17 protein-coding genes and 1 tRNA gene are annotated in these 13,807 nt (G+C 52.3%); 9 read left to right on the top strand and 9 right to left on the bottom strand.

Features of this window, described 5'->3' with window-relative positions:
• Positions 1 to 7: 7 nt before the first annotated feature.
• Positions 8 to 1,453 carry a pyruvate kinase gene (gene pyk / locus ABXG94_RS13470; protein ID WP_353534973.1) on the bottom strand — a complete coding sequence of 482 codons (1,446 nt, stop codon included), beginning with the start codon at positions 1,451 to 1,453 and terminating at the stop codon, positions 8 to 10.
• A 119-nt stretch (positions 1,454 to 1,572) separates the two neighbouring features.
• On the opposite strand from pyk, the gene ABXG94_RS13465 reads away from it, so the two are divergent.
• Genes ABXG94_RS13465 through ABXG94_RS13450 form a run of 4 tightly spaced genes read left to right on the top strand, consistent with a single transcriptional unit; the run spans position 1,573 to position 3,994 of the window.
• A complete protein-coding gene (locus tag ABXG94_RS13465; protein WP_353534971.1) occupies positions 1,573 to 2,319 on the top strand; it encodes an N-formylglutamate amidohydrolase in 747 nt (248 codons plus the stop codon).
• Positions 2,320 to 2,330: 11 nt separating this feature from the next.
• Complete coding sequence (locus tag ABXG94_RS13460; RefSeq protein ID WP_353534970.1) at positions 2,331 to 2,675, top strand: 5-carboxymethyl-2-hydroxymuconate Delta-isomerase; 345 nt, start codon at positions 2,331 to 2,333, stop codon at positions 2,673 to 2,675.
• 13 nt (positions 2,676 to 2,688) lie between these two features.
• Complete coding sequence (locus ABXG94_RS13455) at positions 2,689 to 3,003, top strand: DUF1244 domain-containing protein (protein WP_353534967.1); 315 nt, start codon at positions 2,689 to 2,691, stop codon at positions 3,001 to 3,003.
• Between the two features lie 4 nt (positions 3,004 to 3,007).
• Positions 3,008 to 3,994 carry an aldose epimerase family protein gene (locus ABXG94_RS13450; protein WP_353534966.1) on the top strand — a complete coding sequence of 329 codons (987 nt, stop codon included), beginning with the start codon at positions 3,008 to 3,010 and terminating at the stop codon, positions 3,992 to 3,994.
• 44 nt (positions 3,995 to 4,038) lie between these two features.
• On the opposite strand, the gene ABXG94_RS13445 is transcribed toward ABXG94_RS13450, so the two are convergent.
• The 3 genes from ABXG94_RS13445 to dgcN are packed head-to-tail and all read right to left on the bottom strand — an operon-like array spanning position 4,039 to position 6,933.
• On the bottom strand, positions 4,039 to 4,902 hold the full coding sequence (locus ABXG94_RS13445) for a D-amino-acid transaminase (RefSeq protein WP_353534964.1): 864 nt from the start codon (positions 4,900 to 4,902) through the stop codon (positions 4,039 to 4,041).
• A 10-nt stretch (positions 4,903 to 4,912) separates the two neighbouring features.
• Positions 4,913 to 5,878: an N-acetyl-D-Glu racemase DgcA gene (gene dgcA / locus ABXG94_RS13440; protein ID WP_353534962.1), complete on the bottom strand. Its 966-nt coding sequence runs from the start codon at positions 5,876 to 5,878 to the stop codon at positions 4,913 to 4,915.
• A gap of 53 nt (positions 5,879 to 5,931) precedes the next feature.
• Complete coding sequence (gene dgcN / locus ABXG94_RS13435) at positions 5,932 to 6,933, bottom strand: N-acetyltransferase DgcN (protein ID WP_353534961.1); 1,002 nt, start codon at positions 6,931 to 6,933, stop codon at positions 5,932 to 5,934.
• A gap of 291 nt (positions 6,934 to 7,224) precedes the next feature.
• On the opposite strand from dgcN, the gene ABXG94_RS13430 reads away from it, so the two are divergent.
• A complete protein-coding gene (locus ABXG94_RS13430) occupies positions 7,225 to 8,184 on the top strand; it encodes an L-malyl-CoA/beta-methylmalyl-CoA lyase (protein ID WP_353534959.1) in 960 nt (319 codons plus the stop codon).
• Between the two features lie 88 nt (positions 8,185 to 8,272).
• Here the strand turns inward: ABXG94_RS13430 and ABXG94_RS13425 are convergent, their stop codons facing one another.
• The gene (locus tag ABXG94_RS13425; RefSeq protein WP_353534957.1) at positions 8,273 to 8,725 is read right to left on the bottom strand and encodes an Lrp/AsnC family transcriptional regulator; all 453 of its coding nucleotides are present in this window, start codon (positions 8,723 to 8,725) and stop codon (positions 8,273 to 8,275) included.
• 72 nt (positions 8,726 to 8,797) lie between these two features.
• On the opposite strand from ABXG94_RS13425, the gene ABXG94_RS13420 reads away from it, so the two are divergent.
• Positions 8,798 to 9,391 carry a LysE family translocator gene (locus ABXG94_RS13420; RefSeq protein WP_353534956.1) on the top strand — a complete coding sequence of 198 codons (594 nt, stop codon included), beginning with the start codon at positions 8,798 to 8,800 and terminating at the stop codon, positions 9,389 to 9,391.
• Positions 9,392 to 9,479: 88 nt separating this feature from the next.
• Positions 9,480 to 10,442, top strand: coding sequence for an acetyl-CoA carboxylase carboxyltransferase subunit alpha (locus ABXG94_RS13415; protein WP_353534953.1), 963 nt, complete (start codon positions 9,480 to 9,482; stop codon positions 10,440 to 10,442).
• A 14-nt stretch (positions 10,443 to 10,456) separates the two neighbouring features.
• Here ABXG94_RS13415 and ABXG94_RS13410 read toward each other — a convergent pair whose 3' ends face one another.
• Both ABXG94_RS13410 and ABXG94_RS13405 read right to left on the bottom strand, forming a co-directional pair.
• Positions 10,457 to 11,107, bottom strand: a complete 651-nt coding sequence (locus tag ABXG94_RS13410; protein WP_353534951.1) for a GntR family transcriptional regulator — start codon at positions 11,105 to 11,107, stop codon at positions 10,457 to 10,459.
• A gap of 45 nt (positions 11,108 to 11,152) precedes the next feature.
• The gene (locus ABXG94_RS13405; protein ID WP_353534949.1) at positions 11,153 to 11,860 is read right to left on the bottom strand and encodes a M48 family metallopeptidase; all 708 of its coding nucleotides are present in this window, start codon (positions 11,858 to 11,860) and stop codon (positions 11,153 to 11,155) included.
• A gap of 107 nt (positions 11,861 to 11,967) precedes the next feature.
• Between ABXG94_RS13405 and ABXG94_RS13400 the strand changes: the two genes are divergently transcribed.
• Both ABXG94_RS13400 and ABXG94_RS13395 read left to right on the top strand, forming a co-directional pair.
• Positions 11,968 to 12,291 carry a TIGR02300 family protein gene (locus tag ABXG94_RS13400; protein WP_353534947.1) on the top strand — a complete coding sequence of 108 codons (324 nt, stop codon included), beginning with the start codon at positions 11,968 to 11,970 and terminating at the stop codon, positions 12,289 to 12,291.
• Between the two features lie 84 nt (positions 12,292 to 12,375).
• Positions 12,376 to 12,451 (top strand) — tRNA-Ala (locus tag ABXG94_RS13395).
• A gap of 42 nt (positions 12,452 to 12,493) precedes the next feature.
• Here ABXG94_RS13395 and ABXG94_RS13390 read toward each other — a convergent pair.
• Entirely contained in the window at positions 12,494 to 13,084 is a 591-nt protein-coding gene (locus ABXG94_RS13390) for a hypothetical protein (RefSeq protein WP_353534946.1), read from the bottom strand.
• 456 nt (positions 13,085 to 13,540) lie between these two features.
• Positions 13,541 to 13,723, bottom strand: a complete 183-nt coding sequence (locus ABXG94_RS13385; RefSeq protein WP_353535459.1) for a recombinase family protein — start codon at positions 13,721 to 13,723, stop codon at positions 13,541 to 13,543.
• Positions 13,724 to 13,807 lie beyond the last annotated feature (84 nt).

The following is a 13,807-nucleotide window of genomic DNA, read 5'->3' as shown; positions in this document are numbered from 1 at the left end:
GCCTAGGTTATTCTGGTTCGGTGGCCAAAATCAAACGCTCATCACACGGTGCAACTCGAACAATGTTGGTTGTGCCAGGCATGTTAAATGGCAGACCCGCAGTGACAACGACCTGATCTTTTTCAGTTGCAATCTCGAGCCGCTTTGCAGCGCCGACGGCAGCAACAACGCAAGACTTAAAGCGATCAAGCTCTGGCGTTGTGACACAGGTTGTACCCCAGGTCAGCGCCAGACGGCGGGCGGTCAACAAGCGGCTCGTCATGGCAATGATTGGTACACGTGGGCGTTCCCGCGCAACTTTCAGCGCGGTTGTACCGCTCTGGCTAAAGCAGCAAATGGCGCTGATTTCTGTGGTTTCCGCGATTTCGCGTGCCGCAGAAACGATCGCATCGGCCACTGATTCGCCTTTGCTGGACCGTGAGGCCTCGATGACGTCACGATAGGTCTGGTCGCTTTCGACTTCTTTGGCCACATTGTCCATCGTCGTCACGGCTTCGATCGGATAGGAACCCGCCGCTGATTCTGCGCTCAGCATAATCGCATCTGCGCCTTCATAAATCGCTGTGGCAACGTCAGAAACCTCGGCGCGTGTTGGCATCGGGCTTTCGATCATGCTTTCCAGCATCTGGGTCGCAACAATCACCGGCTTTGCTTCGCGGCGGCAACGGCGCACAAGTCGCTTTTGGATTGGAGGGACGTTTTGCACTGGCAGCTCAACACCCAAATCGCCACGCGCGACCATAATGCCGTCGGATACATCTAGGATCGCATCGAAGTTTTCAACGGCTGTTGGTTTTTCAATTTTGGACAAGACCGAGGCTCGGCCACGCACCATTTCGCGCGCTTCCAAAACATCCGCAGGACGTTGAACAAAGGACAAAGCAAGCCAGTCAACACCCAGTTCACAAACGAATTCCAAGTCTTTTTTGTCTTTTTCGGAAAGCGCTGCAAGTGGCAATTCAACGTCGGGAACATTCACCCCTTTGCGATTAGAAATCATACCACCGGTGACGACAACACAATCAGCAAAATCAGCTCCGCAGGTTTCGACACGCAACCGGATTTTACCATCGTTAACCAAAAGATGCGCACCTGCTTGCAAGGCGTCAAAGATCTCTTTGTGAGGCAAGCAAACCCGCGTCTTGTCACCCGGAGTTTTATCTAGATCGAGACGAAACTTCTCGCCTTCTACCAGGTTTTCACCCTCGCCTGCAAAAACACCAACGCGCAATTTAGGGCCCTGAAGGTCCGCCAAAATCGCGATTGGGCTGGAAAGATCTTTTTCAATCTGCCGGATGATCCGATGCTTTTCAGCAATCTCATCGTGTTGCCCATGGCTCATATTAAGACGGAAGACATCTGCCCCAGCCTCGTGTAGCGCACGAATGGTTTCGTAGGTTTCTGATGCTGGACCGAGCGTGGCAACGATCTTTACGTTTCTTTGGCGTCTCATGGTATGTCTCTCACCTTGCGAGGGGAAATGTTACCGCTAACTATAACGTCACGCCCGATTGCGCAATTCCCTTTTCCCAGAGTCTGTCCTATTGGGGAGCCGAAGGAAATGACAGGCACATGGTACACGAAGCTTTTAAGATTTTTGGCGCAGAGCGCCCAGGGCGTTGGCTGATCACCGCGGATCACGCGACGAATTTGGTTCCCAGCGAAATCAACAATGGGGATCTAGGACTATCGGCTCAGGATATGCAGCGGCATATAGCCTACGATATTGGGGCGTTGGGCGTTTCTCTGAAACTTGGCGAACTGCTGGATTCCCCGGTCGTCTGCTCAAACTTTTCGCGCTTGGTGATTGATCCAAACCGCGGACGCAACGACCCGACATTGGTGATGCGGCTGTATGACGGCACAATTGTGCCTGCCAATGCCGACATAGACGAGGCTGAAGAAGCCCGGCGCATCGACGCTTATTATGCACCTTACCATGCGGCTCTCGACGAAATGACGAACACACGACAAGACCCTGTGATCGTTGCGATGCATAGCTTCTCGCCTAAGCTGAATGGCCGCAAGCCTCGCCCATGGGAAATTGGCATTTTGCACGCAGCGCATGACACACGAAACTTTGGCAAGCACTTCATTGCGCGACTACAACAAGAACCCGATCTGACCGTTGGCGACAACGAACCATATGCAGGCCATCTGCCCGGAGATACGATTGACCGGTTGGCGCTGCAAAATGGCCGCCTGAATACATTGATTGAACTACGCCAAGATCTGATCACTTCGGAAAAGGATCAGCACGATTGGGCCATACGTCTTGCACCCATGCTGCAAGATGCGCTTAATCAAAGTGGTTATTAAGGAGACGGCCATTGCCACATCTGATTTTAGAGCACTCTGCAGAATTGAGCAGGCAAAGGGACATGAACGCTCTGGCAAAAGCACTGTTTGAAGCCGCGCTGGAAAGCGGTGTCTTTGGGGCGGGCAAAGATATCAAAACCCGCACCATCGCCTGTGACAATGTGTTTTCAGGTGCCGAGCCTCAAACTTTTGCCCACCTCACGCTGCGATTGGTTGCTGGTCGCCCATTGGAGGTGCGTCAAAAGCTTGCAAATGATCTGCTTGCGGTACTTGAAGCCCATTTGCCCGAAGTAGGAACTTTGACTGTTCTCCCGATCGAGATAGACCAAGACGTTTACGCAAAACGCGTGCTTTAAAAAGGGCCCCACAATGGACGACCAAACCCGTATCGAACTTGAAGCTGCTACATTTCGCGCCCTGCAAGAACACCTAATGGAAAAGCGCACCGATGTGCAAAACATCGACATGATGAACCTTGCCGGATTTTGCCGAAACTGCCTGTCCCGCTGGTACCAGGAAGCTGCAAATGATCGCGGCATTGAAATGTCAAAGACCGAAGCGCGCGAGCTGTTTTACGGCATGACAATGGACGCGTGGAAAACCAACTACCAAACCGATGCCAGCGACGCCAAGCAAGCGGCTTTTGAAGTGGCCTTCAAAGAAAATGTCGGAGACAAGGCGTAAGACCATGGCAATCACCCAGACAGCGATGACCTTGCGCGGTCAAGAAATTCAGCAGGTCACCCTGACGGGGGGCGGCCTGACCGCAAAGATCGTGACTGCCGGTGCCGCTGTCCAAGACCTGCGCCTAAAGGGAGTTTCACACCCGCTGGTTTTGGGGTTTGAGAACATCCTAGATTACCAAGATAACAAGGCGTGTATGGGGGCCATAGCCGGACGATTTGCCAATCGTATTGGCGGTGCGGCCTTTCAAATCGATGGTAAGACCTATCAGTTGGACCGCAACTGGCTTGGCCGCCACACGTTGCATGGCGGCACAGACGGCCTGCAATACCAAAACTGGCACATCGCTGAAATGTCTGAAAACAGCGTTACGCTGTCCATTGTATCGCCAGACGGGCACATGGGCTTTCCAGGGAACCTGTCAATCGATTGCACCTATACGCTTTTGGACAATGCCACGCTTGATATTTCGCTAATCGCAACAACGGATCAAGCAACGATTTGTGGGCTTGCATTACATTGTTATTTCAATCTGGATGGCAGGCCCAAAGTCGATGCGCATAAAGTGCAAATCTTGACCCAACACGCGTTGGAATATGACGAGGAACATATCGCCACCGGGGCAGTCGTAGACATCACGGGTACAGAGCGGGACTTACAGTCTCCGCGCGCGCTTGTTGGCGCATTGCTGGACACCAATTATTGTGTGTCAGATAAGCAAACCCTGCTGCGGGACGTTGCCCATGTTACAACGGCTGATGAAAGCCCAAATCTGACGATTGCAACTGACCAACCTGGTTTACAAATCTTCAATGCGCCAGAGTTCTCATTGGTTGACGCGGGCTTGGATGGCCGCAGCTATGGTGGATATGCGGGTTTGGCCATAGAGCCGCAGAACTGGCCGGATGCGCCAAACAAAGCTGAGTTCCCGAACGCAATCCTGCGCCCTGGCGATACTTACACAAACCACAGCCAATTCAAATTCACATAAAAAAAGCGGGGACCTGCCCGCCTTTTCCAATATCAAACCTGTATTCAGATGGCATGTTTCAGCGATTCATCCAAATAGATCTCGCGCAGGCGTTTTGCGATTGGGCCGGGTGTCCCGTCCCCCAATACCGCGCCATCAATTTCGACAACAGGCATGACAAAAGCAGAGGCTGACGTTGTAAAGGCCTCATCAGCCTCTTTGGCTTCATCGATTGTGAACAAGCGCTCTTCGACTTCCATTTGGGCTTCTTTTGCCAACCGCAAAACTGCTGTTCGTGTGATGCCATGCAGAATGTCAGTAGACAGCGGGCGCGTTACAATTTTGCCACCTTTTACGAAATAGGCATTGTTGCTCGTGCCCTCGGTGACATAGCCATCTTCGATCATCCAAGCATCGTCAGCACCTGCAGCTTTGGCCATCATTTTTCCCATTGAAGGGTACAGAAGCTGAACCGTCTTAATATCGCGACGGCCCCAGCGAATGTCGTCGATCGAAATCACCTTGGCACCCTTTTGGGACGCTGGGCTATTGGCGAGACCCGGCTTGTTTTGCGTAAACAAAACCAAAGTAGGTTTTGTGGTCTCAGGATCGGGGAAAGCGAAGTCACGGTCGCCATCGGACCCACGTGAAACCTGCAAATAGACGAGCCCTTCGACGATGTCGTTTTTCGCGACCAATTGACGATGAATTTCAAGCAGCTCTTCTTTGGTACAAGGCGTTTGCATATCCAGCTCTTTCAACGAGCGCGCTAAGCGTACGGCATGGCCTTCAAAGTCGATCAGCTTGCCATCCAGCACGCTTGTTACCTCGTATACCGCATCGGCCATCAAAAACCCCCGATCAAAGATCGAAATCTTCGCCTCTGTTTCCGGCAGGTATTCGCCATTTACATAAACAGTTCGGGTCATAGTATTCTCCTCAGCCCCATAATGCCGGTTTGGGCGGATGTACCCCGGCAACGTCAAAAATCAAAGGTTCCTTGCGGTCTTCGGACAACAAGAGCGGCCCGTCAAGGTCTGTTACCACTGCACCCTGAGCAACCAACACCGCCGGAGCCATCGCCAAAGAGCTGCCAACCATGCACCCAACCATCACCTGAAACCCTTGCTCAAGAGCCGCATCACGCAATTTCAAGGCTTCGGTCAAACCACCGGTTTTGTCCAGTTTGATGTTGATAACATCATATTTTCCTTGCAGTTTCGCCAGGCTGTTGCGGTCGTGACAACTTTCATCGGCACACACAGGGACTGGCCGCTGCATGCCAATCAATGCATCGTCATCGCTGGAAGGTAAGGGTTGTTCCACAAGCTCAACCCCGAGGCGTACCAAATGCGGGGCAAGCTCTGCATATACTTCTGCAGACCATCCTTCATTTGCGTCCACAATGATACGGGCGTTAGGGGCCCCAGCACGGACGGCCTCTAGCCGCGCCATGTCATCAGCTGTACCAAGTTTGATTTTGAGCAATGGACGATGGGCGTGTTCGCTGGCTTGAACACGCATATTTTCAGGAGAATCCAATGACAGCGTATAGGCGGTGATTTCTGGTGTTGGCTCGGGCAAACCCGCCAGTTCCCAAACTGGTTTTCCTGCCATTTTGGCCTCAAGGTCCCAAAGCGCACAATCAACGGCGTTGCGGGCGGCACCTGCCGGCAAAAGCTCTTGCAAGTTTTCCCGGTTAAACGTCTCTGGCAGCGCTGCGATTTCCGCAGTTACGCTTTCCAAAGTTTCGTCATAGCGAGCATAAGGCACACATTCGCCGCGCCCAATGATCCCGGCTTGCTCAATTTCCACGGTCAAGACCTTTGCTTCGGTACGTGAGCCACGTGAAATAGTGAAGACCTGCGCCAACCGAAATGTATCCGGAGTCACGGTGACTTTCATATCGTGTCCTTTCAACGGAAAAAAGGCGCTTCTAAAAGCGCCTTCTTGCCAAATCAGATTGCGTCTAACGCGTCTACAAGCCGACCTGCGCCGTGTCGATAGGGATCAACAGCAGGCAGCCCCATGCGGGCTTCCACCTCTGCCAGATAGGACACTGCTTCGTCTTCACTTAGGTGCTGGGTATTGACGGAAATTCCGACAACTTTCACATCAGGATTAGACACTTTGGCGAGGGTAATCGCTGTGTCGCGCAGGGCTTCTAAGCTCGGCAGAGAAAACCCTGGAAGGCCCCGCATATGTTCGCGTGTTGGTTCGTGGCAAAGGATCAACGCATCGGGTTGTCCGCCATGCACAAGCGCCATAGTCACGCCTGAATATGACACGTGGAACAAAGAACCCTGCCCTTCGATCATATCCCAGTGATCTGGGTCGTTATCGGGTGTCAGGTATTCAACGGCCCCAGCCATGAAGTCGGCGATAACAGCATCCAATGGCACGCCTTGACCAGTGATCAAAATGCCGGTTTGGCCTGTGGCACGAAATGACGATTTCATGCCGCGTTCTTGCATCACAGTATCCATGGCCAGCGCAGTATACATTTTGCCAACCGAACAATCGGTCCCAACTGCAAGGCAGCGTTTGCCGCTGCGCTTTACACCGGTGGCGATTGGGTATGCCACGGTTGGGACACGCACGTCGTGCAATGTGCGACCGTGCATTTGTGCCGCGGCCACAAGCTCGCCTTCGTCGCGCAGCAAGTTATGTAGTCCGGAGGCAATGTCGTAGCCCAACTCAAGCGCCCGCACGAGAACCTCTTTCCACGCCGCGGAAATGTAGCCGCCACGATTGGCCACGCCAATTACCAGTGTCTTGGCACCCGCTTCTAGCCCTTGCTCTAGGGTCATTTCCGTCAAGCCGAGGTCAGCGCCACAGCCCTCCAGACCGATTTGACCAATCGCATTATCTGGGCGCCAATCGCGAATGCCAATCGCTACTTTGGCAGCCAACATATCTGGCGCATCGCCCAAGAAGAGAAGATATGGAGTTTCGATCATGGCATTTGTCCCGCGTGAGTTCACTTTTTGGCAGAATTCCTCACTTCTAGTCGAAATTTCATCGTATTTTCTGCGTTTAATCCTCCAGTATTCGAATAATTCTTCCTATTAGGTATTTTTCAGGCAAGATACTCCCAACTAGAGATCAAATCTTCGTCGAATCTTCACGAAGCAGATCGCCGCAACGCAGCGTAATCATTGCCGCAGGCGCAAAATGTGCTTGCGGCCCATCGCGCAATTTAATAACGAATAATCAGACATTTTCGAAACTTCCTTACCTGGAGGAATCTCATGAGTTTCCGCATTCAACCCGCAGCTCCGGCGCGCCCGAACCGATGTCAGCTGTTTGGACCTGGCTCGCGCCCAGCAATCTTTGAAAAAATGGCCAAGTCGGCAGCCGATGTCATAAATCTTGACCTTGAGGATTCCGTTGCACCCTCGGACAAAGACAGCGCCCGTGCAAATATCATTGAAGCCCTGAACACATTGGATTGGGGTGACAAGTATATGTCCGTGCGTATCAACGGCCTCGATACACCATATTGGTATCGTGACGTTGTTGACCTGCTTGAACAAGCAAACGACCGCATTGATCAAATCATGATCCCAAAAGTCGGCTGCGCGGAAGATGTTTATGCCGTTGATGCCTTGGTGACAGCGATTGAGACCGCAAAAGGACGGGCAAAACCGATCTCTTTTGAAGTGATCATCGAGTCCGCAGCAGGTATTGCCCATGCCGAAGAAATCGCAGCGTCTTCGCCACGCATGCAAGCCATGAGCCTCGGGGCCGCAGATTTCGCCGCGTCAATGGGCATGCAAACCACCGGTATCGGCGGCACCCAGGAAAACTATTACATGCAACGCGGCGATGACAAACATTGGTCAGATCCCTGGCATTGGGCACAAGCCAAGATCGTTGCCGCCTGCCGCACGCATGGCGTCCTGCCCGTCGACGGACCTTTCGGAGACTTTTCAGACGATGAGGGCTATATCGCGCAGGCAAAACGTTCGGCGACTCTGGGCATGGTGGGCAAATGGGCCATCCATCCAAAGCAAATTGGATTGGCCAACGAAGTATTCACACCTTCGGAAGCCGCTGTTGCTGAAGCCCGGGAAATTCTTGCGGCAATGTCGGAAGCAAAAGCCAAAGGCGAAGGCGCGACGGTCTATAAGGGCCGACTGGTAGACATCGCTTCGATCAAGCAGGCTGAGGTCATTGTGGCTCAGGCTGAATTGATCGCTAACAAATAACGAATCGAGCCGCTTTTGCGGTCCGTTTGGCGGCCCGACTCTTCTTGCTCTCTATGTCGGGTTGCCAACTATTAGCACGTCAATAGCTTTAGGCGCGCGCATCTTTTGGTGAATCCATCACAACATAAGATGTGATGGCATGTACCTGCGGCAACGTCCCAAGAACATTTGTGTGAAATGCTTTGTAAGCGGTCAGGCTTTCGGCTTCTATGCGCAAAAGATACTCTACGGCCCCGGTAATGTTGTGACACTCCACCACTTCAGGTGCGCGTGAAATAGCCCGTTCAAACGATTCCTGTGCGGCTTTGGTGTGCTGATTAAGCCCGACTGTCACAAAGGCTACAAAACCAATTCCCAAGTTTGCTTTATCCAAGACAACCCGGTAGCCCTTAATAATGCCGCTCCGCTCCAGATCTTGAACACGGCGCAAACAGGCCGAAGGAGACAAGCCAACTTTGTCTGCCAATTCCAAGTTGCTGATGCGCCCGTCCTTAGAGAGCACTTGCAATATCTTTTGACTTATTTGATCATTTTTAGCCATTAATTGCAAAAATAAACCCAAAATCGGCAGAAATGCAATTCAATACACCCAAATCGCTGTCAAATTGCACCCATGCCTTATGAAACACTTTCTGCTCTCGCGCTTTTTGCCTTTGTGACCTCGATCACGCCCGGGCCCAACAATATGATGCTACTCAGCTCTGGGGCCAATTTCGGGTTCATCAGAACGCTGCCGCATATGTTGGGGATTGCGCTTGGATTTTCTGTGATGGTGGTTCTTGTTGGCCTTGGGCTTATGCAAATTTTTGATCTTCTGCCGGCAACATATGTTGTTCTAAAGGTTGTGAGCCTGGCCTATTTGCTTTGGCTGGCATGGAAGATTGCGGTTTCAGGCCGGCCGGAAACAGCTGGAAAATCCGCCAGTCCAATGACATTCATTCAGGCAGCGCTGTTTCAATGGGTCAATCCAAAGGCTTGGACTATGGCACTAGGTGCCATAACGCTTTATGCGCCCAATCGCGATCTAATTTCTGTATTGCTGGTTGGTGCCATTTTCGGTTTGGTGAACTTTCCCTCTGTCAGCATTTGGACCGTTTTGGGCCAGCAATTGCAACGTTTCTTAAGCAGCCCGAGGCGGTTGCAGCTGTTCAACTGGTCCATGGCCTTTCTGCTGATGGCCTCGCTCTGGCCAAACCTGATGAATTAGAAATTCTGTGCAGCAGGGCACATCGCATCAGTTGCATTTCCCGTTTTGCAAGGTCATATACCTAAGCGCAGACTGTGCGGAGTGAGACATGACCAATTACCTCGATTTTGAAAAACCATTGGCCGAAATTGAAGGCAAAGCCGAAGAACTTAGGGCGATGGCGCGGCAAAACGAGGAAATGGATGTGACCGACGAGGCCACGGCCCTTGACCGAAAAGCCGGCGAGTTGCTGGGTGAACTTTATCAAAACCTGACACCATGGCGAAAATGCCAGGTGGCGCGACACCCAAATCGCCCGCATTGTGCCGATTATATCGACGCACTGTTCACCGATTATACGCCCTTAGCCGGGGATCGGAATTTTGCCGATGATTTGGCTGTCATGGGTGGATTGGCGCGGTTTAACGACCAGCCTGTTGTGGTGATTGGCCAGGAAAAAGGCAGCGACACCAAATCGCGGATCGAACGTAATTTTGGTATGGCACGCCCAGAAGGATACCGCAAAGCCATTCGCTTGATGGAATTGGCAGACAAGTTTAATTTGCCCATCATCACGCTTGTAGATACCCCCGGTGCGTATCCGGGCAAAGGCGCTGAAGAACGCGGACAATCTGAAGCGATCGCGCGCAGCACGGAAAAATGTCTTCAGGTCGGTGTGCCGGTAATTTCCGTTATCATTGGCGAAGGTGGTTCTGGCGGAGCCGTTGCATTTGCCACTGCCAACAAGCTCGCCATGCTGGAGCATTCGGTCTATTCGGTGATCACACCAGAAGGCTGTGCGTCAATTCTTTGGAAAAACGCGGACAAAATGCGCGAAGCTGCTGAAGCATTGCGACTGACAGCTCAAGACCTGTTGCAGTTGGGTGTTGTTGATCGCAGCGTAACAGAGCCCCTGGGAGGCGCACACCGTGACCGTGACGCCGCCATTGCCTCGGTGGGCAAAGCCATCAGCGATATGCTGGGTGAAATGGACGGCATGGATCGCGCGACATTGACAAAAGCGCGGCGTGACAAATTCCTAGCGCTTGGCAATAAGGGCCTGGCAGCCTAACTCTTGAAACACGACTAAGTCGTCAAATGGTGCAAGCCTTGCGTCACATCAGTGCGCACGGCCAGCCGCAGGCCGGGTTCGTCGCCTGCTTTGAGCGCGGCAAGGATCAAACGGTGATATTGCGGTGGATCTGACCGCCGTGTCTGGCTGTACAGTGCACCCATGGTTGGACCGAGTTGCAACCAAACGGTTTCTGCCATGGCCAACATAGCGGGTGCCTGCGCCCGCAAATAAAGTGTACGGTGAAACTCTAGATTGGCGCGTATGTACCTTTGTGCGTCGCGCTGAATACCCGCGTCTATCACCTCGTTGTTGATGACCTGCAGCCTGTCAATCAAGGCGATATGAGCCCGGGGTAACGCCCGCGTCGACAACTCTACTTCGATCAGGGCCCGCAAGGCGGCCAGCTCTTCGATGCGATCGTTTGTCAATTCTGGCGTTGAAACGCGCCCCGATGCGGACAGCGTTAGAGCGCCCTCGGCCACAAGGCGACGCACCGTTTCTCGGGCTGGGGTCATTGACACATTATATTCCGCGCCAATGCCGCGAATGGTCAGTGCCTGGCCCGGTGGGATTTCACCGTGCATAATCCGACTGCGCAAGCCACGATACACGCGATCGTGCGCAGAGGTCGACAGGTCAGGTGATTTATGAGCTGCGTGCATGACAGCGCTTGTGATCACAAATGAAGGCTAGGTCAACGGAAAACCCTAACCGGCGCGGAATCTGTATTGATGCAGCTTTTCGCCGTGGCGTCGCAGCCAATTGCGCTCTGCTTGATGGGGACCAAAAAGTTGCTCGACCACTGCCCAAAAGGCTGGCGAATGATTCATCTGCGCCAAATGCGCGACCTCATGCGCTGCCACGTAGTCCAAAACCTCTGATGGGGCCAGAATCAAACGCCAAGAAAACATCAGCGCGCCCTCTGACGAACAGGACCCCCAGCGAGAGCGCGTGTCACGCAGTGTGAAGCGGCTGTAAGGCTGACCAAGTGCTGCGCCATAACGGTCAACAGCGGCGACCAACCGTTGCCGCGCTTGTTGTTTGAAAAACCCAAGCGCTTTGACACCAGCACTTTCTGGAGATCCGGGCACAAAAAGCGTTTCATCCCGCAATTGCACACCGCGCCCCATTCCGTGACCAGCGGATGGCGCAATTGTCAAAAGCGAGCCTTGAAATGGGATTTCGGATCCGAAACCCACCAAAACTGGCTGAGGCCGATCAGCGAGTTGGCGCCGTAACCAACTAACCTTGGACTGCGCAAAATCCAGAGCCTCGGCGTCACTGATACGTTTAGGAACTGTCAACGTCACACAGCCATCCAGCCGTGACACCCGCAGGCTGATACGTTTGGCACGCGCAGATCGCCGCAATGATACGGCAATATCGGGTTCAGAAGGCAAAATATGTTGTGCCATTAGCGCTCTCTTCCTGCCGATCGTGCGATACCCTTTGACTTGCCCGATCACATATGGCAGTTGGCCCGGACTGTCGACAAGACTCATGTGTTTTAGAGGGGATTCCCATGCCCAAAGAAGAATGGGGCGTTAAGCGCCTGTGCCCAACGACGGGCAAAAGATTTTACGACCTGAACAAGAACCCCATCGTAAGCCCCTATACGGGTGATGTGGTTGAAATGGAAACCGGCAAAAGCCGGATGATTGCGGCTGACCGCGAAGATGCGGCGACATTGAAAGCCAAGGCGGCCGACGGCGAAGATGCGGACGTTCTGGATTCAGATGACACCGTTGATCTGGAACTTGAAGACGATGTTCTGGACGAAGACGAGGACGAAAATATGTCTCTCGAAGAGATCGCTGACATGCCAAGCGAGAGCGACGACGATTAATCGATTTGGGTGGGGTTTTTGACTTGATCCCACCCAAGGAAGCGCCTAATTAGGCGCACACAGGCCAGATGGCCTGACAGGTTTGGGGCCTTAGCTCAGCTGGGAGAGCGCTTGCATGGCATGCAAGAGGTCAGGGGTTCGATCCCCCTAGGCTCCACCAAATGTTCTTCTCCTTCGTCTGCGTCCTTTAAGGCGCTGAAAATTAGAGAAGTTCAGGTGTTCGAAACCCGCGTTTAATTAAGTATTGTGGCGGGCTCTTAAAGCAGGCTCGTAGAATTGCACCTCGCACCGAGAGACTGACATTTTTCCAAATATTACAAGGACTTGAGGAAATCATATAACAGTGCTCGAACCTTTCGGACGACCTCTTTCCATTCTGTTCAGATTTCAGACGGATTTGTTCTTTAAGTATTCGATCTGCTTCTACTTGCTTTAGCCTCTCCTTTAACGCATTTGTGATGTCCTCATCATCTTCATCGACAATTTTGTCCAGAAGCCGTCTCCGCCTAACATGCAGCTCTTGTATTTCGTTGTCTAACGCTCGTTTATTTTGATCGTGGTTTTGGAGCCTTCGTTTCAACGCAAAGTCAACAAAGGACTTGAAGGCTCTTAACCCTTCCGGCCTGGGTACGAGCTCTTTCAACAACTCCTCAATCTGGTTGTGGACTATTCCGCGCCTGACCGACTTTCGACAACTCATGCACCCCTGAGTTTTGCATAAGTAATACGGATATTTTTTTCGTTTTCCTCTGGACCAACAAGCTGTCAATTTTCCACCGCATTCTGCACACACTATGAACCCTCTTGCAGGGAAGTCATTTGATCTGTTCGAACGCTGGGTCCGACCTGACGGATCAAGCTTGTCCTGATTTTTTTGAAAGTCCCCAAGTCGATGGCAGGAGGGATGACTCCTCCAATTAGCGGGACATCCCAGTTTGGGTAGTCGAAGTATCCGCTATAAAGTTGATTTGTTGGTAACCTTTTGACCCTCTGAATCGTCACGCTGCGCGCACTTTAAGCATCTACAAACGCTCTTTGTTTTGAATGCCATCGGCCGCAACTCGCGCTGACTTTCAAAGCGACCTGACGCGAAGCCCTGCAAAGCTTTTTGAACAATTCCAAAGTGAGGTTCATCTGGCACAATTTGCCTTTGACCACTGGTATCTCTTTTACTTTTTAAGCCATACGGTAATTTAAATGGCCAATGACCAGACAGTAATCGACCTTTCATTCGGCTCGTGACTTGTTCCTAGTTCTTATCGCGTTGATGTTCCGCCATTGAGGCTAACAAGTTTTCAACCAAACGCGAGTCAGCGTCATCTCTAAACTCGCGACCAGGCGAACATAGCAGGCATCCCGCGCGCCTCAGTTGATCAGATATTTCAAGGTGGCCCCTTAGGTCCCTCATGAAGCGCGAAATGTCCTCAAATATTACAAAAAATTTCGTATTCTTCTTTCACCGAACATGTCCTATCAACCCGTCCAACCCTAAGCGCGCAGCCGAGCCACCTGCTCC

The organism is Cognatishimia sp. WU-CL00825 (assembly GCF_040364665.1).
GTDB lineage: Bacteria > Pseudomonadota > Alphaproteobacteria > Rhodobacterales > Rhodobacteraceae > Cognatishimia.
The sequence above is the reverse complement of the archived record's forward strand: the minus strand, read 5'-3'. Positions and strand labels throughout refer to the sequence as shown.

Bases quoted from the DNA above. Each gene is read 5' to 3' on its own strand.
- ABXG94_RS13405 (WP_353534949.1), bottom strand. From the start codon at position 11,860: ATGGCACAACATATTTTGCCTTCTGAACCCGATATTGCCGTATCATTG.
- ABXG94_RS13400 (WP_353534947.1), top strand. From the start codon at position 11,968: ATGCCCAAAGAAGAATGGGGCGTTAAGCGCCTGTGCCCAACGACGGGC.
- ABXG94_RS13415 (WP_353534953.1), top strand. From the start codon at position 9,480: ATGACCAATTACCTCGATTTTGAAAAACCATTGGCCGAAATTGAAGGC.
- ABXG94_RS13425 (WP_353534957.1), bottom strand. From the start codon at position 8,725: ATGGCTAAAAATGATCAAATAAGTCAAAAGATATTGCAAGTGCTCTCT.
- ABXG94_RS13410 (WP_353534951.1), bottom strand. From the start codon at position 11,107: ATGCACGCAGCTCATAAATCACCTGACCTGTCGACCTCTGCGCACGAT.
- ABXG94_RS13450 (WP_353534966.1), top strand. From the start codon at position 3,008: ATGGCAATCACCCAGACAGCGATGACCTTGCGCGGTCAAGAAATTCAG.
- ABXG94_RS13420 (WP_353534956.1), top strand. From the start codon at position 8,798: ATGCCTTATGAAACACTTTCTGCTCTCGCGCTTTTTGCCTTTGTGACC.
- pyk (WP_353534973.1), bottom strand. From the start codon at position 1,453: ATGAGACGCCAAAGAAACGTAAAGATCGTTGCCACGCTCGGTCCAGCA.
- dgcA (WP_353534962.1), bottom strand. From the start codon at position 5,878: ATGAAAGTCACCGTGACTCCGGATACATTTCGGTTGGCGCAGGTCTTC.
- ABXG94_RS13445 (WP_353534964.1), bottom strand. From the start codon at position 4,902: ATGACCCGAACTGTTTATGTAAATGGCGAATACCTGCCGGAAACAGAG.
- ABXG94_RS13455 (WP_353534967.1), top strand. From the start codon at position 2,689: ATGGACGACCAAACCCGTATCGAACTTGAAGCTGCTACATTTCGCGCC.
- ABXG94_RS13430 (WP_353534959.1), top strand. From the start codon at position 7,225: ATGAGTTTCCGCATTCAACCCGCAGCTCCGGCGCGCCCGAACCGATGT.
- dgcN (WP_353534961.1), bottom strand. From the start codon at position 6,933: ATGATCGAAACTCCATATCTTCTCTTCTTGGGCGATGCGCCAGATATG.
- ABXG94_RS13465 (WP_353534971.1), top strand. From the start codon at position 1,573: ATGGTACACGAAGCTTTTAAGATTTTTGGCGCAGAGCGCCCAGGGCGT.